Below are 19,703 nucleotides of genomic sequence, written 5' to 3' on the forward strand. Positions count from 1 at the left end.
ACGGATGCCGACGGGCATGCTCCGGTGCCTGCGGTTCGCGGCCTTACCTGCCGTGCCTGCGCATCGGCTGGAGGGCTGGGTTCACGTGATCGCGTCCTGTTGGAGAGGCGCAGAGGGCTCATGGGGCGAATTCCGGGGGTTATTGGCAAAAGACAGTGGTCAGGCGTTGCCCCCACCGGCCGATGGGCCCGGGGCCTGGGGCCCGGGCTGCGGCGGTACGGGCCAGGCATGGTCGGCAAGGGTTTCCAGCGCATGCTGCACCGACGCCTGCCAACGTTCATAGACCTGGCGACCCGCCTCGGCATAGGCGTAAGCGGCAGGGCTTTCGGAGTCCTGGGGAATGTCCAGTTCGTGGAAGGGGTCGGCGTCCCGGGCCGCCTCCAGCGGCTGGAAGATTTCGGGATGCAGCACCTGCATGCAGGTGCGCCAGGTGTCGTGCTGCAGGATGAATGCGCGGTAGGCCTGTGGATCCGCCGCCTGCTGCTGAACCCGGGCCTTCAGTGCCTCGAGGTGTTCCGGGCCGAGCACGCTCATTTCCACGCTCGTCAGGTGCTGCACGGTGTCCTTCGGGAGTTCCAGGGCCCGCCTGAGCGCGGACTTGGCATGGGCCAGCGTCTCCAGGGGATCCCTGCGCAATTTGTCCCTCTCCCATGAGGGCATGTCGGTGCGCTGCAGCATCTCGCTGATGAGGTGGCCCACGGCGGTTTCCAGCAGGGCCAGCCGGAATTGCTGGCTGGTCCACTGGTGGAGTTTCGCTTCATTCAGCAGGCCGCGGCGCGCGGCCATCACCAACTGAAGTTTCCGCACCGCCAGCATCACCTTGGAGAAACCCTCCAGAACGTTGTCCTGGCAACTGCCGAGGGCGGTCTGCGCAATCAGGAACACCTCGTTGCGCAATTCCGCATCCTGGGCCATCGCAGCGAACGCGACCTTCACCTGGGCTTCCATCTCGCGCCGTGCGGTGGCAGAGAGTTCGGGCAAAGCTTCCTGGTGCAGGCGTTCGAGCATCCGGGCGAAAGCCGGGGAGGCTTCTTCCTCATCGAAGGCATGGAGATCCACCGCGGAGGTGCGGGCCGCATCGCCCAGCCAGGCCTGGAACTGGCTGCCCAGCGGTGCGCCCAGGTGCGCCAGGTCTCCTTCGAGGCCCCTGTCGTCCTCGTCGGATCCGGTGGCTTCGCTGTCCGAGGACGGTGCGCGGCCGGCTTCGGGCGCGCCTCCCGGGACCAGAATGCGTTCGATCACGCGGGCTGCGGCAGGGCTGCCCAGCTGCAGGAAAAGCCAGAGCGAGCGCAATGCTTCCCCGACATCGTGCCCGGTGCCTTCCTGGTGGGCGAGAAGGGCTGCCGCCGCCTGGTGGATGCGTGGCTCGAGATCCGGGCGCGCCACGGCCGCCATGACCAGGGGAACGAATTGCGCCCGGCTCGGCGGCCCCTGGATGCCCAAGGCCGCAAGTTCCTGGCGCAGGGATTCGGCGGCCTGCGGCGCTGCGTCGGTCCGTGCGGGCGTGGCCTGGGGAGCGCCGCCCGCCCCTGTGCTGGTGCTGGCGCCGGCACTGCCGGAAGGCTGCGTGGGGGCCGGCGCGCGTGGCGGCGGCACGGCGGTGCGGGGCTGCCGGCTGGAAGGGCCCGCTTCCACCGAGGGGGCAGCAGCGCCCTGGCGGGCCGGCAGCCGTCCAGCCAGGCTGGAACCGGCTTGCGTGGTGCGCGCTCTCACGCGCCGCGTCGGCGACGCATCGGTGTCGCTGTCATGTCGGGGGCTGCGCGCGCGGGGGCTCGCCTGGCCTGGGGGGCGGGTGGGAGGCTGCATGGGAACGTGAGGTCCTGCCGTGCTGGCACGGGCGATGGCGCCATGCTCGCGCGGCCGGCGCGGCATGTCCTGCGTCCATGCGCAGCAGATGGTCGATTCGCGAACCGAAGGGGGGGGCGGGGCAGGGGGCCGTTCAAGGCCCGTCCGGCGCACCGCTTCCCAGCACCGGCATGTCGGGCAGCTCATTGGCCCTGCGGGGCCCCCGGCCTGCCGGGAAATGCTCCGCCAGCAATGCCGACACTTCCTCCAGGGCCTGCGTGAGGCCGTCCTCGTAGTGTCCGGAGCGGAAGGCTTCGCCCATGCGGGCAACCATCTCGTGCCAGGCCGCGGGCGGCACGGTCCGCGCGAGGGCACGGTCGGCCACGATCTCGATCGCATGCTCGGCCAGCAGCAGGTAGATGAGCACCCCGTTGTTGTGCTCCGTGTCCCACACGCGCAGCTTGCCGAAGAGCGTGACGGCACGCTCGCGCGCAGATGCTCCGCGCCACAGGTAGCTTGCGGGCAGCCCGCCTTCGGCGCAAATGCGTATCTGCCCCGTATGCCGCGCCTCGCTGGCGGCCACGCGGCGCGCCAGGCGTTCGAGCAGATCGGGCGGCAGCGCGCGGTGCAGGCCGCCTTCTGCCCAGCGATGGCGCAGCAACCGCGCGATCCGGGCCGGCAATCCCGGAGGGGGCGTCGGTGCAGGGAGGCGGGAGGTGGAGGGCATGGAGCGGATCCGGTCCTGGAGGTTGATGGGAAAGAAGGGGGCTGGGACGGAAAGGCCTACCAGTCGCCCGACGCACCGCCGCCGCCGAAGTCGCCACCGCCGCCCGAACTGAAGCCACCGCTGTCGCCGCTGCTGCCTCCGCCCGAGCCACCGCTCCAGCCGCCCATGCCGATGCCGGTACCCAGGCCCGTGGAGAACCCGTCCCGCAATCCGCCGCCGCGGCCGGCCGCCACGCCGCGTCCGCCGAAGAGCCATGTATAGAGCAGCGCCACGGCACCCGCCCCGACGGCCAGCAGCACGCTGGTCGTGAACAGGAAGGCGATGAGGCCCGCTGCGCCGCCCATGAGCAACCCGCCCGCCCGGTTGCCGAAAAGGCGGCGGACCACCGGGCCGCCGACCATCACCCCGAAGAACAGGAAGATCGCGAGATCGTTCCAGTCCACGCCGCGTTCGGCGCGGGCCGCCTGGGTAGTGCCCGTGGGCGCCGGCAGGTTCTCTCCTGCGATGCGCGCGCTGAGCTGCCCGAGCGCGGCGTCGATCCCGCCTGCGAAGTCGCCTTCGCGGAAGCGGGGCTTCATGGCGCCGTCGATGATGCGTGCGGCGGCGATGTCGGGAATCGCCCCCTCCAGCGCCTTGGCCACCTCGATCCGCATCCTCCGGTCGTCCTTCGCGACCACGACGAGCACGCCGTCGCCGACGTCCCTGCGGCCGATCTTCCAGGTATTGGCCACGCGGTTGGCGAATGCGGCGATGTCCTCCGGCGCCGTGGACGCCACCATGAACACCGCGATCTGCGTGCCCTGGCGCTGTTCGATGCCTGCCAGGCGGGCCTCCAGCCGCTCGCGCTCCGCGGCGCTGAGCGTGCCGGTCTCGTCGATCAGGTGGGCCGAGAGCGGCGGCACCGCGCGCAGTGCCCGCGCCGGCAGCGCGAACGCCAGCCCGAGCACGATGCACAGCAGGGCCAGCAGGGTGCGGAGCGGCGCGGTGATGGCGGGCATGCGCGAGGGGCTTCAGCGGGACGCGGGCGCGCCGGGAGCGGCCGGTGCGGGACGGGAGAAGTCCACCGCCGGCGGCGTGCTGATCTGCGCCTCGTTCTGCACCGTGAAGCTCGGCTTGGGCTCGTAGCTGAATACCTTGGCCGTCAGGTTGGTCGGAAAACTGCGCGCGAGCACGTTGTATTCCTGCACGGTCTGGATGTAGCGGTTGCGCGCCACGGTGATGCGGTTCTCGGTGCCTTCGAGCGTCACGCGCAGGTCGCGGAACGCCTGGTTGGCCTGCAGCTGGGGATAGCGCTCGGCCACCACCATCAGGCGCGAGAGCGCGGACGAGAGCTCGCCCTGCGCCTGCTGGAACTTGTTGAACGCCTCGGGGTTGTTCAGCGTCTCGGGCGTCACCTGGATCGAGGTCGCCTTGGCGCGTGCCTCCACCACCTTGGTGAGCGTGTCCTGCTCGAACGCGGCCTCGCCCTTGACGGTGGCGACGATGTTGGGCACGAGGTCGGCGCGGCGCTGGTACTGGTTGAGCACTTCGCTCCAGGCGGCCTTGCTCTGCTCGTCCAGGCGCTGGAAGTCGTTGTAGCCGCAGCCCGAGAGGGCCAGCGCGGCGGCGAGGGTGGCGATGAGGCGTTTCATGGTGTGCAGGCGCCGGGCGGGGATTGCGAACGTTGGGGCGACGTGCCCTGGCCGCTCCGGCGACGTGTCATTCTGCCGCAGGCGCCGGGCCTGACCCGTCAGCGGGCGGCGCATGTGGCAGAGCGGCCGCTCGACGGGCAGGATGCGCGGTGCGGCCGAATTTCCGACAATGGCGCACTTCCCGATCCGGCCCCGCCGGGGCCCCGATGCCAGGACACTCCACGATGAGCACACGCACTCCCTACCGCGCCGCCCTGGTGGGCGGCTCCGCCGACGAAACCGAGGCCGCGTTCTATGAGGCGCTGCAGGCGGGCGACATCGACCGCCTGATGGCCTGCTGGGCGGAAGAGGACGACATCGTCTGCGTCAACCCCGGCGGGCCGCGCCTGCTGGGCGCGGGCGCCATCCGGGCCGCCTTCACCGCCATGTTCGAGCACGGCGGACTGCGCGCCCGCCCCGCGCAGGTCCACCGCGTTCAGGCCCTGGCCAGCGCCGTGCACAGCGTGGTCGAGCATGTCGAGGTGCGGATGGAAGGCGGCGTGCGCGAGGCGCTGGTGCAGTCCACCAACGTCTATCACAAGACCCCCCAGGGCTGGCGGCTGGTCGCCCACCACGCCAGCCCGGGCACCGTCCACGAGGCCGTGGCCGGCCCGGTGCCGCCGGTGCTGCACTGACCGGCCCGGAGCGCCCCCGGCATGGACTATGTCGCGCCCCGGTGGCTTCCCGGAGGCCACCTGCAGACCATCTGGCCCGCGCTGGCATCGCGCCGCGCCGAGGGAGGCGCGCCAGCCTACCGGCGGGAGCGCTGGACCGCTCCGGACGGCGATTTCGTGGACGTGGACTTCCTGGACGCGCCCGCCGCGGCGCCGGAGCCGCCGCGGCCGCTGCTGGTGCTCTTCCACGGGCTGGAGGGCTCGTCGCGCAGCCACTATGCCGAAGCGTTCGCCGATGTGGCGCGCGCGCGCGGGTGGGACTATGCCGTGCCGCACTTCCGGGGATGCAGCGGCGAGATCAACCTCGCGCCGCGCGCCTACCACTCGGGCGACCACGAGGAAATCGACTGGATCCTGCGGCGCATGGCGCAGCGGCAGCGGCCCGGCGGCGCGCCGGCCGGCCCCCGCGCGCCCCTGCTCGTGGCCGGAGTGTCGCTCGGCGGCAACGCGCTGCTGCGCTGGGCGGGCGAGCAGGGGCTGCCGGCCGCGCGCAGCGCCGATGCCGTGGCGGCCGTCTGCTCCCCGCTCGACCTGGCCGCGGGCGGCCGGGCCATCGGACAGGGCTTCAACCGGCTCGTCTATACGCGCATGTTCCTGCGCACCATGGTGCCCAAGGCCCTGGCCAAGTGGCGCCAGCACCCCGGCCTCTTCGACCGCGATGCCCTGCGCACGGTGCGCGACCTGCACGCCTTCGACGACCTGTTCACCGCGCCCCTGCACGGCTTCCGCGATGCGGACGACTACTGGCGCCGCGCATCCGCCCAACCCCTGCTGGGGGCCGTGCGCATTCCGGCGCTGGCCGTGAATGCGCTCAACGATCCCTTCGTTCCGGCGGACAGCCTGCCCCGGCCCGGGCAGGCCGGCACCCACGTGACGCTCTGGCAGCCGCCGCATGGCGGGCACGTGGGTTTCGCGTTCGGTCGCCTGCCCGGCCATGTCCGGGCCATGCCCGAAGCCGTCGCCGGGTGGCTGGCCCGGCAGGCGGGGCTTCCGGCCGCACATCCGCCGGGGCACGCGCCTACGCCATCGGAAGCCGCGGCGGGCTAGGATCGGCCCCATGGATGACATCGTCAGGCAGGCCATCGCCAAGTGGCCCAACGTACCCGATTGCTATGGCTGGCTGGGCCTGGACGCGCGCGGGCGCTGGTTCATGCGGGACGACGCCGTGCAGGCGCAGGGTTCCTTCCCCCAGGCGCGCGGCGCCGTGCTGCAGCATGACAAGCTGATCGATTTCATCCATCGCAATTACGAGCCCGATGCCCGGGGCCGCTGGTTCTTCCAGAACGGACCGCAGCGGGTGTACGTGGAGCTGGAGGCCACACCCGTGGTGTGGCGTGTCGAGGCGGGGGCGGAAGGCAGCGGTGAAGCCGGCTTCTCCATCGTGGCGCACACCGGACTGCGCTCGGCCGTGCAGGAGTGCCTGCTCGACGAGTCCGGGCGGCTCTACCTGTTCGACGGCCGGGTGCTCGGCCTCGTGCACACGCTCGACATGGAACTGGCTGCCCGTGCGGTGGAGCAGGGGCTCTGGACGCCTGCAGACGTGCGCGCGGACGAGCTGCCCCGGCGCTACGGCTACGTACAGCGTCCGTCGGAACTGCGGGACTGACCCCGGCCGGAGGGGCCAGGAAAAAGCCGGTCGCGAGGACCGGCTTTCACCGCAGACGGAACACCGGGCGCCGGCTACTTGACGGCGTTGGCCATGTATTCCACGGCAGCGCGGATTTCCGCGTCCGACGCCTGGGTGCCGCCGCGCGGGGGCATGGCGCCCTTGCCGGCGATGGCGATGCGCGTCATGCCGTCGATCCCGTCCTTCAGCCGCTCGGCCCAGGCGGCCTTGTCGCCGAACTTGGGCGCACCCGCCACGCCGGCCGCATGGCACACCTGGCAGGCCTGTTTGTAGAGCGATTCGCCCGCACCGGCGGCCACCGCGGCGGCCGGTGCCGTGGCTGCGGCCGGGGCCGGGGCCGCAGGAGCCTGTGGCGCTGCAGCCATGACCGGCGCTGCGGGAGCCGCCGGGGCCGGGGCGCCGGATGCGCCCGCCGCCGCGGCCTGGGCCTCGGCGGGAGCGGACGCACTGCCGGCAGCGGGGGCTGCCGGTTCGGTGAACTTGGCGCCGGCCGCGTTCGCCATGTAGGCCACGCCGCGAGCGATCTCGGTGTCGTTGAAGTCGCCGCCGCCCTGGGGCGCCATGGCACCCTTGCCGGCCAGCGCGGAATGCACCAGTGCCTCGAAGCCCGTCTGGATCCGCGGGCCCCAGGCGGCGGCGTCGCCTAACTTCGGTGCGCCGGCGGCGCCCGTGGCGTGGCAGGCGGCGCACTGCCCCTTGAAGACTTCCTCGCCGCTGCGCAGCGGCCGGTTGGCGTCGCGTACCTCCACCATGCCCACCTTCTGGATGCGCTCGGCCAGGGCACGCTCCGGGTTGCCCGAGCCCTGGGCCGGCTTGTTGCCCGAGGTGACGTAGATCACGAGGCCGATGATGGCGAAGACCGGCACCACGAAGCAGACGAATACCGTCCAGAGCAGCTGGCGGGGGGTCTTGATCGGGCCGGTATGCGCTTCTTCGTGGGGGGTGTCGCTCATGAGGGGGACCTCTGTGGGTATGTCTGGCGGAACCAGCGGACGATTATAGGAAGCGCCTCCCGGGCCGGCCGTTAGGGAAAACGGCCAGCCGCAACACCCTTGCGATGGGTCAAGGAGCACGCACCCGGACGTGCCCCCGCGGATTCCGGGCCCGCGCGCGCCCTGTCAATGGCCCCAATACCGGTACGGCGGCGTGTAGCGCCACACGTCGGTGTTCCAGGCCTGGCCGCCGCTGCCGGCCTCGCAATTGAACCCGAAGCCCGAGAACACGTACATCTCGCCCATCACCGTGGCCGCGCTGGTGCGCTTGATGCGCGGGAAAACGTCGCCCTGCGGCGCGAGGTGCCGCCATGCGGCCGTGTTCAGGTCCAGGCGCCACAATGCGTTGGTCGGGTTCTGGTTGAACTGGGCGCCGCAGCCGGTGGCGCCCCCCGGCTGGTCCCCCCCGGCGATCAGCAGGCCGTTGCCGAGCAGCGCGTCCGCGCCGTGGTTCTGGGGCGGATCGACATCCTCCCCCGGGGCGGGGGTGGCCTGCCGCCAGGCCAGGGTCCGCAGGTCGAACGTCCAGGTGTCCCGCAGGAAGACGAAGCCGCCCTGGCCGGTGGTGGCCTCGCCGCCGTAGAGTGCAATCTGCCCGCGCCAGGGTTCGCCGGTCACCGCGCCCGAATAGCGGGGCGGGGGAGAGCCCGGCGCGCCATGGGGCGAGAGCTGCGTCCAGGTACGCGTGGACACATCGAACCGCCACAGGTCGTTGAGCGTGCGCAACCCCGCCTCCACGCCGCCGAACACGTAGAGCTGGTCGCCCGCGCGCCAGACCGTGGGCCACGCCCGCGGGCTGGGGGCCGGAGCACCGCCGGGCGCCACGCCCGACAGTGCTTCCCAGCGCCCGGCCCGGGTGTCGTAGGCCCAGACGTCGCCCAGCGGCGTGAAGTCCGACAGGTCGGCGGAGTAGCGGGCCCCGCCGAATACCACGACCCATCCCCGGTGCGGCATGGCTACGCCGCCGGTGAAGGCGCGGGGCGAAGGCGCATCGCCCGCGGGGACCAGACTTGTCCAGCGGTTGGCGTGCACGTCGTAGCGGTGCAGGTCGTTGAGGAAATCGTTGGTGCCGGCGCGGAAGTCGTCCTTCACGCCGCCGAAAAGGTAGATGGACCCCCGGAGTGCTGCCGCAACCGGTGCGCTGCGCGCGGACGGAGCGCCTTCGCTGGACAGCCGCGTCCACACCCCGTCATCCTGGGGGCCAGGCTTCGGTCCCGCTGCGGCAGTGCACGCCGCGAGCGCGCAGGCCAGCCCGACAAGGCTCCTGCGGCGCGATACCTGCCAGGGGTTCGTCCGCTGCGCGGCGGAAGCCGGGTGGCCGGAAGTGGGGGACGATGGCGTGGGCATGGCTGGCTTTCTCCCTGCTTTTCCGATGTGGTTGGGAGAAGGACGGTAACGGCGCGCGTGAAAGCTGCAAGTGGCTGCCCGGCATGCAGTGCATTCGCATCCGTTGGAGGTGCCGGGCATGGCTTCGGCAGGCAGACCCGGTGCACCGGAAAAAGGCGCCCGAGTGCGCCTGGAAAAGAGCGGAAGGCCGGCTCAGGAGTGCGGCGCTGCGGTGGCGCCGCCGCCCGTCGCCGGGGGCTCCTGGGCTGCCGTCCAGCCGCCGCCGAGCACTTTGTAGAGTGCGACCTGGTTCTGCAGCTGCAGCAGCCGCGTCTGCACCACCAGTTGCTCGGAGGTGAACAGCGAGCGCTGTGCGTCCAGCAGGTCGAGGTAGCTCGCCACGCCGTTGCGGTAGCGCAGGTCGGACAACTCGAAGCGCTTGGCATCGGCCGCGGCCTGTGCGCGCTGCGCCGCGAACTGCTCGCCCAGCGTGGCCTGTCCCGCCAGCGCGTCCGACACTTCGCGGAAGGCCGTCTGGATCGATTTTTCGTACTGAGCCACGGCGATGTCGCGGCCCACGCGTGCGGAATCCAGCGTGGCCTGGTTGCGACCGCCGTCGAAGATCGGCAGCGCCAGTTGCGGTGCCAGCGAAAAGGCCCAGGAGCCGCCCTTGAACAGACCCGACAGTTCGTTGCTGACGGTGCCGGCGCTGGCCGTGAGCGAGATGCGCGGAAAGAACGCGGCCCGGGCCGCGCCGATGTTGGCGTTGGCAGCCACGAGCTGCTGCTCCGCCTGGCGGATGTCGGGGCGGCGTACCAGCAGGTCCGAAGGCAGGCCGGCGGGCAGCGACGGCATGGCGGGTGCGTCGGCCAGGCGCGTGCGCGCATCGAGCGTGGCGGCGATCTCCTGCGGCAGCGGCTGGCCCAGCAGCAAAGCGAGCGCGTTCTCGTCCTGCAGGCGCTGGCGCTGCTGCTGCGCGAAGGTGGCGCGCGCGGCCTGGGCCAGGCCCTGGGCCTGGCTGTAATCGAGTTCGGAGCTCACGCCGTTCTCGAGCCGCAGCCTGGTGAGCTGCACGGATTCGTCGCGCGTCTGCAGGGTGCGGCGCGATATGTCGAGCAGTTCCTCGTCTGCGAGCAGGTTGAACCAGCCCGACGCCACGGCGGCGACCAGGCTGATCTGCGTGGCGCGGCGGGCCTCCTCGGTCGCGAAATACTGCGCCAGGGCCTGCTCCTTGAGCGCCGCGATGCGGCCGAAGAAGTCGATTTCCCAGGCAGAGACCGCCAGTCCCACCTGGTAGTTGTTGACGTAGCTGCCCGTGGTGGCGCTCGGCTGGCGCGATGCGTTCACCGCGGCGTTCACCGTGGGGAACTGCCCCGCGCGCTGGATCTGGAACTGCGCACGGGCCTGCTCGATGTTGAGCGCGGCCACGCGCAGGTCGCGGTTGTTCTCCAGCGCCAGCGCGATCAGGCGCTGCAGCCGCGGATCGGCGAAATACTCGCGCCAGTCGATGTCCGCCGCGGCCCGTGCGCCGGGCGGCGCCGCGGCGGCGCCGGCGGCCGGGTAGGCCTGGGGCACCGGCGCCGCCGGGCGTTCGTAGGTGGGGATGAAGCTGCAGCCGGCGAGCAGCGCCGCGGCGGCGGCTGCGCAGAGCAGGGGGCGCGCGCCGAGGCGTGCGCGGGAGGGTGCTTGCATGGTGTTCTTCTCCTGCCGTTCTTGGTCGGGCCTATTCCCCATCCGTGGCATGCCGGTGGGCCTGCGCCTGGCGTGCCTCGTGGTCGTGCTGGCGCTTGCTGCCCTTGAAGAAGGAACGCACCAGCACGAAGAACACGGGCACGAAGATCACGGCCAGCACGGTGCCGGTGATCATCCCGCCGATCACGCCGGTGCCGATGGCGCGCTGGCTCGCCGAGCTCGCGCCCGATGCGATGAACAGCGGCACCACGCCCAGGGTGAAGGCCAGCGAGGTCATCACGATGGGGCGGAAGCGCAGGTGGGCGGCTTCCAGCGCCGCTTCCAGCACGCTCCTGCCCTCGGCCTGCAGGTCCTTGGCGAACTCCACGATCAGGATGGCGTTCTTCGCCGAGAGCCCGATGATGGTCACCAGCCCGATCTGGAAGTACACGTCGTTGGACATGCCGCGCATCAGCGTCGCGAGCAGCACGCCCAGCACGCCGAGCGGCACCACCAGCATCACCGAGAACGGGATCGACCAGCTCTCGTACAGCGCCGCCAGGCAGAGGAACACCGCCAGCAGCGAGAACGCGTACAGCACCGTCGCCTGCGAGCCCGCGAGTTTTTCCTCGCGCGACTGGCCCGTCCACTCGAAGCCGAAGCCCGGAGGCAGTTGCCCGGCGAGCTTTTCCATCTCGGCCATCGCATCGCCCGTGGTGAAGCCCGGCGCGGCGTCGCCGGCGATCTTCATCGCCGGGTAGCCGTTGTAGCGCACGGTCTGCATGGCGCCCGTGATCCAGCGGGTCGATGCGAAGGCGGACATCGGCACCGTCTGGCCCTGGTTGTTCAGCACCGGCAGGTCGAGCACCGACTCGGGGCGCATGCGCGCCGCGGCATCGGCCTGCACCACCACGCGCTGCAGGCGGCCCTGGTTCGGGAAGTCGTTGATGTAGGCCGAGCCCAGCGCCGTGGACAGCGCGCTGCCGATGCTGTCGAAGCCCACGCCCAGCGCGTTGGCCTTGTCGCGGTCGATGTCGATCTGCATCTGCGGCGCGTCTTCCATGCCGTCGGGGCGCACGCCCGAGAGCACCTTGCTCTGCGACGCCATGCCCAGCAGCTGGTTGCGGGCGCCCACCAGGGCGTCATGGCCCTGCGCGGCACGGTCCTGCAGCCGGAAACTGAAGCCGGTTCCGGTGCCCAGTTCGGGAATGGGCGGCGGGCTGAGCGCGAAGATGAAGGCGTCGCGGATGCCGGACAGCGCCATGAAGGCCCTGCCCGAGATCGCCGCCGCCGAATGCTCGGCGCCCGAGCGCTCGCTCCAGTCCTTGAGGACGACGAACGCCAGGCCCGCGTTCTGCCCCTGGCCGGAGAAGGAGAAGCCCGCCACGGTGACGATGTTCTCGACCTCCGGCTGCTTCAGCATGTAGTCCTCGACCTGGTGCAGCACGTCGCTCGTGCGCGATTGCGCGGCGCCGGCCGGCAACTGGATGTTGGTGATGATGTAGCCCTGGTCTTCGTTCGGCAGGAACGAGGTCGGCAGGCGCGTGTACACCAGCGCCACGGCGCCCAGCAGCACGGCATAGATGATCATCATGCGGCCGCCGCGTCGCAGCAGCTTGCCCATCCAGCTCTCGTAGCGGTGCGTGGTGCTCTTGAACGAGCGGTTGAACCAGCCGAAGAAGCCCTTCTTGTCGGCATGGTGCTCCGGGTCGATCGGCTTGAGCAGCGTGGCGCACAGCGCGGGCGTGAGCGACAGCGCAAGGAAGGCGGAGAACGCGATCGAAGTGGCCATCGTCGCCGCGAACTGGCGGTAGATGTTGCCGGTGGAGCCGGCGAAGAACGCCAGCGGCACGAACACCGAGATCAGCACCACGGTCACGCCGATCACGGCGCCGGAGATCTGGCCCATGGCCTTGCGCGTGGCCTGCAGCGGCGGCAGGCCTTCCTCGGCCATGATCCGCTCGACGTTCTCCACCACCACGATGGCGTCGTCCACCACGATGCCGATCACCAGCACCATGCCGAACATGGTCAGCACGTTGATCGAGAAACCCATCGCCAGCAGTGCGCCGAACGTGCCTAGCAGGGCCACGGGCACCACGATGGTCGGGATGATGGTGTAGCGGAAGTTCTGCAGGAACAGGAACATCACGATGAACACCAGCACCACGGCCTCGATCAGCGTGTGCACCACCTTCTCGATCGAGACCGAGACGAACTTCGACGTGTCGTAGGGCACCACGTAGTTCACGCCCTGCGGGAAGAACTTCTTGAGTTCCTCCAGCTTGGCGCGCACCGCCTTGGCGGTGGCCAGGGCGTTCGCCGACGGCGTGGGCTGCACGCCCAGGCCCACGGCCTGCTTGCCGTTCAGGCGCGCGCTGGTGCTGTAGCTCTGCGAGCCCAGCTCGATGCGGGCCACGTCCTTCAGTCGCACGGTGGAGCCGTCGGTGTTGGCGCGCAGCACCACGTTGCCGAACTGCTCGGCATTGTTGAGTTGCCCCTTGACGACGATGGTGGCCGAGACGGGCTGGCCCTGCTCGGCGGGCAGGTCGCCCAGGTTGCCGGCCGACACCTGCACGTTCTGCGCGCGGATCGCGGCGTTCACCTGGTCGAGCGACAGGTTGAAGCCCTTGAGCTTGGCCGGATCCACCCAGACGCGCATCGCGCGCTCGGCGCCGAACTGCGTGAGCGTGCCCACGCCGGACACGCGCTGCAGCTCGGGCACCACGTTGCGCGCCGCGTAGTCGTTCAGCGCCTCGATGCTCACGTCGGGGTTTTCCGTCGTGAGCATGGCGAACATCAGGAAGTTCGAGCGCGACTGCTCCACGCGTACGCCCTGCTGCGTCACCGCGGCGGGCAGCCGCGGCGTGGCGCGCGAGAGGCGGTTCTGCACGTCCACCTGCGCCAGGTCGGCGTTGGTGCCGGGCTCGAAACTCAGCGTGATCGAGCCCGTGCCGTTGGCCTGGCTGGTGGTCTCGACGTAGGCCAGGCCGGTGGCGCCGTTCATCTCGCGCTCGATGACGGCGAGCACGCTGTCCTCCAGCGTCTGGGCGTTGGCGCCGGGGTAGGCCACCGATACCTGGATGGTCGGCGGCGCCACGGCCGGGTACTGCGCAATCGGCAGTTTGGTGATGGAGAGGCCCCCCATCACCATGATGAAGATCGTGATGACCCATGCGAAGATGGGCCGTTCGATGAAGAACTTGGCCATGTGCCGCGCTCCGTGTTCTGGGGGTTACTGCTTCGCGGGGGCGGAGGCGCTGGAGGCGGGAGCCTGTGCGGCGGAAGCTCCGGCGGCGGGCGCCGATGCGCCGCCCGCGGGGGCGGCACCGGCGGGCTGCCAGGGCACGGGCTGCACCACGATCGGGTCGCCGGGCTTGCCGCGGGGCAGCTTCTGGAAGCCGTCCACCATGACCTTCTCGCCGGCCTTCAGGCCATCCAGCACGACCCAGTTGGTGCCCTGGGCCGGGCCGAGCTTCACGGGGCGCGGCGCCAGGTGGTTGTCCGGGCCCACGACCATGACGGTATCGCCCCTGGCGGAGCGCGTCACGGCCTGCTGGGGCAGCAGGACACCGTTGTCCACCTGGGCCTGCTCCAGGCGCACGCGCACGTACAGGCCGGGCAGCAGCTGCCGTTCGGGATTGGGCACTTCGGCGCGCAGCGTGACCTGGCCGCTGGTGGGATCCACCGACAGGTCGGTGAACAGCAGCTTGCCCGTCTGCGGATGCACGCTGCCGTCTTCCATGACCACGCTGACCGAGGCGGCGCCCTTTGCAGCCTGCTTGTACTTGCCGCTCGCGAGGCCGGCCTTGAGCTTCAGGGCGTCGGAGGCGGACTGGGTGAAGTTGACGTAGAGCGGATCGATCTGCTGGATCACCGCGAGCTGCGTGGCCTCGCCCTGGCCCACCAGCGCGCCCTCGGTGACGAGCGCACGGCCGATGCGGCCGGAGATGGGCGCCGTCACGGCCGCGTAGCCCAGGTTGATGCGGGCCGTGGTGACGGATGCACGCGCTGCCGCCAGGTTGGCCTCGGCCGTCTTCTGGGACGCGACCGCGTTGTCGTACTCCTGCCGGCTCACGGCATTCACGGCCACCAGTGGCTTGTAGCGCTCGGCCAGGGCCCGGGCCTGGGCCACATTGGCTTCGGCCTGGGCGACGCTCGCCTGGGCGCTTTCCAGCGAGGCGCGGTAGGGCGCGTCGTCGATCGCGAACAGGCGCTGGCCCGCCTTGACGTCGCTGCCTTCCGTGAAGAGCCGCTTTTGCAGGATGCCGGCCGCTCGGGCGCGGACCTGGGCCACCCGCGATGCTTCCAGGCGGCCCGGAAGCTCCGTCACCAGGCCCACGTCCCCCGGCGAGACGGTCACCACGCCCACCTGCGGTGGCGGAGGGGTGCCGCCCTGGCCCTGCTGGTCGGACCCGCCGGACTTGCCGCAGGCCGCCAGAGTGGCGGCTGCGAGCAGGGCCAGGCAGAAAAGCCCCGACCGCGCTGTGCGGCGGAGCGGGGCGGCGGAGACGGCGGTTTCGACACTCAAGCGGTACATGGAAGTCCTTCCGGATCGGCGCAGGGGAAAAGGCTGTCGCAGGACCTTGAGCAACGTCAAAACCATGCGGCAGCCCTTGAATTCGCGGGCATTATACATACAAACATGAATGTATAATTGTGGAATGCCGGGTGCGGAGGCGCGGCCGCAATGCCTGCCTGCCGCCCGGCCCCTGCAGATCAAGGAGACACCCCACATGGCCCGACGTACCAAGGAAGATGCGGTCGCCACCCGCAACAGCCTGTTGGATGCTGCAGAACACGTTTTCTATCAGAAGGGGGTTTCAAACGCCTCCCTGAACGACATCGCCCAGGCCGCCGGCGCCACGCGCGGCGCCATCTATTGGCATTTCAAGGACAAGGTGGACCTGTTCAACGCCATGATGGAGCGTGTGACGCTGCCGCTGGAGTGCGCGAGCGACGAGTGCGCGGGGCACAACCGCATGTCCCCGCTGCATCGCCTGCGGGCCGTGATCGATTTCGTGCTGCGCAGTCTGGAGAAAGACGAATCCGTGCGCCGTGTGTTCGAGATCGCGATGTTCCGCGTGGAGTACGTGGGCGAGCTGTCCGTCGTGCGGGACCGCCATGTCGAGGCCAGCCTGGAGTTCCGCCGGCAGTTCGCCGCCGAACTGGCCCTCGCGGCGAACGACCAGGGCGTGGAACTGCCGTCCTCGGCGGACGTGGCGGCCGTAGGGCTGCAGGCGCTGTTCGATGGCCTGATGCAGGTCTGGATGCTGGGAGGCGCGACCTTCGGCCTGGCGGAGACCGGCCGCGCGACCGTGGATGCCTACCTGCGCGGCCTGGGCTTCGACGTGTCGGCCGGTTTCGATCCGCTTTCCGCGGGCATCCCCTGGAAGATTTGCCAGCCGCGCCGCAACGCCGTGCCATAATCCCGGTCCGGGCCGCAAGGGCCCGCATGCGGCTGTAGCTCAGTGGATAGAGTATTGGCCTCCGAAGCCAAGGGTCGTGGGTTCGATCCCCGCCAGCCGCACCAGAATTTCCAGTGAAATCAATCACTTAGCTGATGCACTGCGTTGCAGTGCTGAGCATTTTCTGGCACATTTTTGCATTGCAGGTGTGCCAAAATTGTGCCAGCGGCGCAACGCCTCAAGCCCCCTGATCCTCGTCGCAGCCACTTGGTGATGGCATTGCTGTGCAGCGTTTGATAGGATTGCCCACAGTTGCGCAAAGGCTACGCAACATCGTGCAGGCAAGCAATTGAATGCACCCCAGCCGAGAGCGGTGAAGGTTCCGATCTATGCGGGAGATCGGGTTGCCGCGACGAAGCCTGGTCGCGGCCCCTTTTGGGGTCCTTCCGTGGAACACCTGCTCTCCGTTGAACAACTCGCGGCTGTCCTTCACAAGTCGCCGGCCAGCATCCGTAGCGATGCGTCCCGCAAACCCGCTTCTCTTCCCCCTATTTGTCGGTTGCCAGGAACGAAGCGCCTTCTTTGGCGGCGGCCTGACGTTGACGCGTGGCTGGCTCTATTTGTAGCGCCTGTGACGCTTGGCGTGCCAATGGCATTGGCGCAACTCCCAAACCGGACGGAAGCTACCCGCAAGCGCAGGCGGGGTCGCCCTACCAAAAGCGAGCAACTCGCCAGACAACGCTTGGCGCCGACGGCAGCAACTCAACCGAACGCTTGAGCGGTGGAGGGCGCAACCACAAGCGCGGTTAAACCGCGCCGGATATCCACGACTGGCGATTCACTGGCTTGGCTTCGTCAAAAAAACGCAGAGGTGGCAGCTCGGACTGAGAAAAAGGCCACAGCATGCCCTCCTGGTCATGAGAAGCTCCTTTTGCGAGCCGTCGAGATCGCAAACAGGCCACCCTCCGGTGAGGACATGGCTTTCACCCACTCCGTGCTCTGCCAGGTCGGCTTGCCCCGCGCGAAGGTCGAAGGGCGCGAGTTCATGCGCCAGTCCGGCGCAGCCTGGGTGAATGTGCAAGCCGGATGGCTGGACGAGGGAAGGGGGCCTGTACAGCAGCCCATCCCCTACGGCCCGATGCCGCGCCTTGCCCTGGCCTGGGTCTCGACCTACGCCGTGCGCCATGGCACGCGCGAAATTCCCATCGGCGATAGCGCGGCCGGTTTCCTGCGCCTGATGGACATGGACAAGGACGGGCGGCGCTATCTCACCTTGCGCAAGCAAATGCACGCCTTGGCCGCGTGCCGTTTGCAGCTCGGGTTCAAGGGCCGCACATTCAACGGTCAGCCCGTCGAGCAGTTCGACGCCTGGGTGTCCAACTGCGAGAGCAAGCAGAGGCCGCTATGGCCAGGCGTCATGACGCTCTCAGAGCACTATTTCAACGAGCTGCGTGATAGTGCCGTGCCGCTCGATAACCGCGCCCTGCACGCGCTGAAAGGTTCGGCGCTGGCCCTGGATGTGTATTGCTGGCTGGCCCATCGATTGCACCGCATCGAGGGCAAGGCAGTCATGCTGCATTGGCATTCGTTACGCGATCAGTTCGCACAAGAGTACAAAGGCAAGAACGCCGACAAGGACTTCAAGAAGAAGTTTGTCCCTGCTTTATGCAAGGTGCTGGCCGTCTATCCGGCCGCCAATGTCAAGCAGGTGAAGGGCGGGTTGCGGTTGCTCGGATCGCCGCCCCCTATCCCCAAGAAGCTCACGTCGTAGGACCGTCCTGGTGATGCCGGGTCAACGCTCTCACTGGCCGCTTCCTCGCCGCTCTGGTTGCCGTGGTGACACCCCATCGAGCTGGCCAACTCGATCGTGTCACCACGTGCGTGAAATCGGACCCCTATCGATTCCCACTGGAACCCACTTGGCATTGGCGACAGATTGGCGTGACCAGGTCAGCGAGATGTCGCCATCGAGCACGGTGCAAAACCCTGTGGATGGCGGCACGTATCCACGTGAAATCGGCCCCCCCTACAGGGTGAAATCGGACCCCTGCAAAGGCAGTTATCCACGTGAAATCAGACCCCTCTCGTTCGTGAAATTGGCCTCCCCCTAACCCGGTAGTTATGCCTCTAAAGAATTTCCTCTAAATATTGGCCGGTAGTAGGGGCGACGCGAAGTGGAAAAATCGGCTGGCGGCGCCAGGCAGTGCTATGCAGAACGTCGGCTTACGGCCGTGAGTGCCGCTGCGGAAGCCGGCTCCCGTCCTTTGCTATCGAGGCTCCCAGAGGGGGGCGAGTGATTCGCCGATGGACCGCCGCCCCCCTTGGGCGGGAGAAAGATCGGTAGCCCTTTTCCATTGCCGCATGACGGGCCTACATGGGCCCCAAGGACAAAGGGCATGCCCGAGGCATGCCCTTTGTCCATCTGAACGCTTTGGAGCGCTCCCGCAGATCAGCGCTTACCCTCGTTGAGAAAGCGCTTTCTCGATCTTCTTGTCGGTCTTGTACTGACTCAAGGCGTACACCGCCCAGATCGTCGCCGGGAGCCAGCCGATCAAGGTGATTTGGAGGATCAGGCAAATGATGCCGGCGATAGGGCGTCCGATGGTGAAGAACGTCAGCCAAGGGAGGATCAAAGCAATCAGCAAGCGCATGTTTTTCTCTTTCGATTTGGTCTGGTGAAAATTTATCGGTTGATCAGATAAAAAGGCATCAATTGGTCTGATAAAAAACTATCTGACCAACGACAGGGGATTTGGTGACAGTCACGCGTACCTGGTCAGCTGCTGCTGTCACCATGTTCTACGTGCCTTCCGGTGCGGGTGTGCCCAAGCAATCAACAAGCGCATTTTTCCTCCTTCAAGTGGCTTGATGAAAATTTATCGGTTGATCAGATAAAAAAGCATCAATTGGTCTGATAAAAAACTATCTGACCAACGACAGGGGGATTTGGTGACAGTCACGCGCACCTGGTCAGTTGCTCCTGTCACCATGTTCCCCGGGGGGCTTCTGTGCGTCGTCCTGCGTCGTCATGCCGGGAGTACGGTCGCCTGGCTCGATTCGGCGCAATTCGCCATCGGTGTTGATAGTCACCGCAAGCCCATGTGCATGGGCCTTGGCAATAGCCCGGTGCGTGGCTTCCGTCATGAGCGCATGCGCCCGTTCACGGCCAATTCGATCCAGCAGCGATTTCATATGAAACCCTCTCCCATGCGTTTTAGCCAACGGTCAACTACAGCAATCTTCTGACGGCTTGCAATCCAATCCTGGAAACGTTCGTGCTCTTCCAGATGAGCAAGTACGAGACTTTCGGCCAGATAGTCCAGAGTCGTATGGAGGTCATCCACTTCCTCCGTGAACAGCGCGTACGCGCGTAGCAATTCCATTGTCGATGGTTGAAAAACACCATTGAGCGGTGCATTCGTCTTCGCCATGTTCTACCTCCTTAGCGTTGATTGCAGAGTGGTTGGATCAGCTAGTCCTCGGAGTCGGAGCATGTCAAGGTAGTTGTCGCGTCGATCAAGCAGCCCGAGGCTGCGTATTCGATGCGGTCGCCGCGGCATTGGAGATGCCGTCGCGCTCAGGGTTGAGCGTGACCGATTGGACCGGCGCCCAGTTGCGGGTGCTGCCCGACCAGCGCGCGGGGTTGCGCTGTCGGGCCTGGGTGTAAAGGTGATGGCGAGCCTGCAGGATGGCCTGGTCCTGCCCGGCATGGCGCTGCGTCGGCGTGACGTAGCCGATCGCGCTGTGGCGGTGCTCGCAGTTGTACCAATGCACGAAGCCGCTGGCCCACTGGCGTGCCTGGTCCAGATCGTCGAAGCCGCCG

At 68.4% G+C, this 19,703-nt stretch carries 18 protein-coding genes and 1 tRNA gene; 6 read left to right on the forward strand and 13 right to left on the reverse strand.

Features of this window, described 5'->3' with window-relative positions:
- Positions 1-159: 159 nt before the first annotated feature.
- The 4 genes from BLR99_RS18225 to BLR99_RS18240 all read right to left on the reverse strand — a co-directional run bounded on the left by BLR99_RS18225 (position 160) and on the right by BLR99_RS18240 (position 4,143).
- A complete protein-coding gene (locus BLR99_RS18225; RefSeq protein ID WP_082081971.1) occupies positions 160-1,806 on the reverse strand; it encodes an NEL-type E3 ubiquitin ligase domain-containing protein in 1,647 nt (548 codons plus the stop codon).
- 133 nt (positions 1,807-1,939) lie between these two features.
- The gene (locus BLR99_RS18230) at positions 1,940-2,512 is read right to left on the reverse strand and encodes a TPM domain-containing protein (protein ID WP_017440192.1); all 573 of its coding nucleotides are present in this window, start codon (positions 2,510-2,512) and stop codon (positions 1,940-1,942) included.
- 56 nt (positions 2,513-2,568) lie between these two features.
- Entirely contained in the window at positions 2,569-3,510 is a 942-nt protein-coding gene (locus tag BLR99_RS18235; protein ID WP_011793564.1) for a TPM domain-containing protein, read from the reverse strand.
- 12 nt (positions 3,511-3,522) lie between these two features.
- Positions 3,523-4,143 carry a LemA family protein gene (locus tag BLR99_RS18240; protein WP_017438408.1) on the reverse strand — a complete coding sequence of 207 codons (621 nt, stop codon included), beginning with the start codon at positions 4,141-4,143 and terminating at the stop codon, positions 3,523-3,525.
- A gap of 224 nt (positions 4,144-4,367) precedes the next feature.
- Between BLR99_RS18240 and BLR99_RS18245 the strand changes: the two genes are divergently transcribed.
- Genes BLR99_RS18245 through BLR99_RS18255 form a run of 3 tightly spaced genes read left to right on the forward strand, consistent with a single transcriptional unit; the run spans position 4,368 to position 6,462 of the window.
- Entirely contained in the window at positions 4,368-4,817 is a 450-nt protein-coding gene (locus BLR99_RS18245) for a YybH family protein (RefSeq protein ID WP_011793566.1), read from the forward strand.
- Between the two features lie 21 nt (positions 4,818-4,838).
- Positions 4,839-5,903, forward strand: coding sequence for a YheT family hydrolase (locus BLR99_RS18250; protein ID WP_046060311.1), 1,065 nt, complete (start codon positions 4,839-4,841; stop codon positions 5,901-5,903).
- A gap of 10 nt (positions 5,904-5,913) precedes the next feature.
- On the forward strand, positions 5,914-6,462 hold the full coding sequence (locus BLR99_RS18255) for a DUF2946 family protein (protein WP_011793568.1): 549 nt from the start codon (positions 5,914-5,916) through the stop codon (positions 6,460-6,462).
- A gap of 74 nt (positions 6,463-6,536) precedes the next feature.
- Here the strand turns inward: BLR99_RS18255 and BLR99_RS18260 are convergent, their stop codons facing one another.
- From BLR99_RS18260 to BLR99_RS18280, 5 genes are all read right to left on the reverse strand, one after another.
- Positions 6,537-7,436 (reverse strand): c-type cytochrome, encoded by a 900-nt coding sequence (locus tag BLR99_RS18260; protein WP_046060312.1) that lies wholly within the window; start codon positions 7,434-7,436, stop codon positions 6,537-6,539.
- A 165-nt stretch (positions 7,437-7,601) separates the two neighbouring features.
- Positions 7,602-8,660 (reverse strand): Kelch repeat-containing protein, encoded by a 1,059-nt coding sequence (locus BLR99_RS18265; protein WP_017439376.1) that lies wholly within the window; start codon positions 8,658-8,660, stop codon positions 7,602-7,604.
- 354 nt (positions 8,661-9,014) lie between these two features.
- Complete coding sequence (locus BLR99_RS18270; protein WP_046060443.1) at positions 9,015-10,493, reverse strand: efflux transporter outer membrane subunit; 1,479 nt, start codon at positions 10,491-10,493, stop codon at positions 9,015-9,017.
- Between the two features lie 31 nt (positions 10,494-10,524).
- Positions 10,525-13,683, reverse strand: coding sequence for an efflux RND transporter permease subunit (locus BLR99_RS18275; RefSeq protein WP_017439084.1), 3,159 nt, complete (start codon positions 13,681-13,683; stop codon positions 10,525-10,527).
- 24 nt (positions 13,684-13,707) lie between these two features.
- Complete coding sequence (locus BLR99_RS18280) at positions 13,708-15,012, reverse strand: efflux RND transporter periplasmic adaptor subunit (RefSeq protein ID WP_011793573.1); 1,305 nt, start codon at positions 15,010-15,012, stop codon at positions 13,708-13,710.
- 196 nt (positions 15,013-15,208) lie between these two features.
- On the opposite strand from BLR99_RS18280, the gene BLR99_RS18285 reads away from it, so the two are divergent.
- The 3 genes from BLR99_RS18285 to BLR99_RS18300 all read left to right on the forward strand — a co-directional run bounded on the left by BLR99_RS18285 (position 15,209) and on the right by BLR99_RS18300 (position 17,651).
- Positions 15,209-15,901 (forward strand): TetR family transcriptional regulator, encoded by a 693-nt coding sequence (locus BLR99_RS18285; protein ID WP_011793574.1) that lies wholly within the window; start codon positions 15,209-15,211, stop codon positions 15,899-15,901.
- A 28-nt stretch (positions 15,902-15,929) separates the two neighbouring features.
- Positions 15,930-16,005 (forward strand) — tRNA-Arg (locus BLR99_RS18290).
- Positions 16,006-16,856: 851 nt separating this feature from the next.
- Positions 16,857-17,651, forward strand: coding sequence for a replication protein RepA (locus tag BLR99_RS18300; protein ID WP_017438102.1), 795 nt, complete (start codon positions 16,857-16,859; stop codon positions 17,649-17,651).
- A 685-nt stretch (positions 17,652-18,336) separates the two neighbouring features.
- Here the strand turns inward: BLR99_RS18300 and BLR99_RS18305 are convergent.
- The 4 genes from BLR99_RS18305 to BLR99_RS18310 all read right to left on the reverse strand — a co-directional run.
- Positions 18,337-18,531, reverse strand: a complete 195-nt coding sequence (locus BLR99_RS18305) for a YqaE/Pmp3 family membrane protein (protein WP_011793577.1) — start codon at positions 18,529-18,531, stop codon at positions 18,337-18,339.
- 319 nt (positions 18,532-18,850) lie between these two features.
- On the reverse strand, positions 18,851-19,072 hold the full coding sequence (locus BLR99_RS22760; RefSeq protein WP_133246147.1) for a hypothetical protein: 222 nt from the start codon (positions 19,070-19,072) through the stop codon (positions 18,851-18,853).
- Complete coding sequence (locus BLR99_RS22765) at positions 19,069-19,311, reverse strand: hypothetical protein (RefSeq protein ID WP_011793578.1); 243 nt, start codon at positions 19,309-19,311, stop codon at positions 19,069-19,071. The genes BLR99_RS22760 and BLR99_RS22765 overlap by 4 nt, the downstream gene beginning before the upstream one ends.
- Positions 19,312-19,396: 85 nt before the next feature.
- A partial coding sequence (locus BLR99_RS18310; RefSeq protein ID WP_139160177.1) for an integrase core domain-containing protein occupies positions 19,397-19,703 on the reverse strand: 307 nt, incomplete at its 5' end.

It is taken from the genome of Paracidovorax citrulli (genome assembly GCF_900100305.1).
Classification (GTDB): Bacteria; Pseudomonadota; Gammaproteobacteria; order Burkholderiales; family Burkholderiaceae_C; genus Paracidovorax; species Paracidovorax citrulli.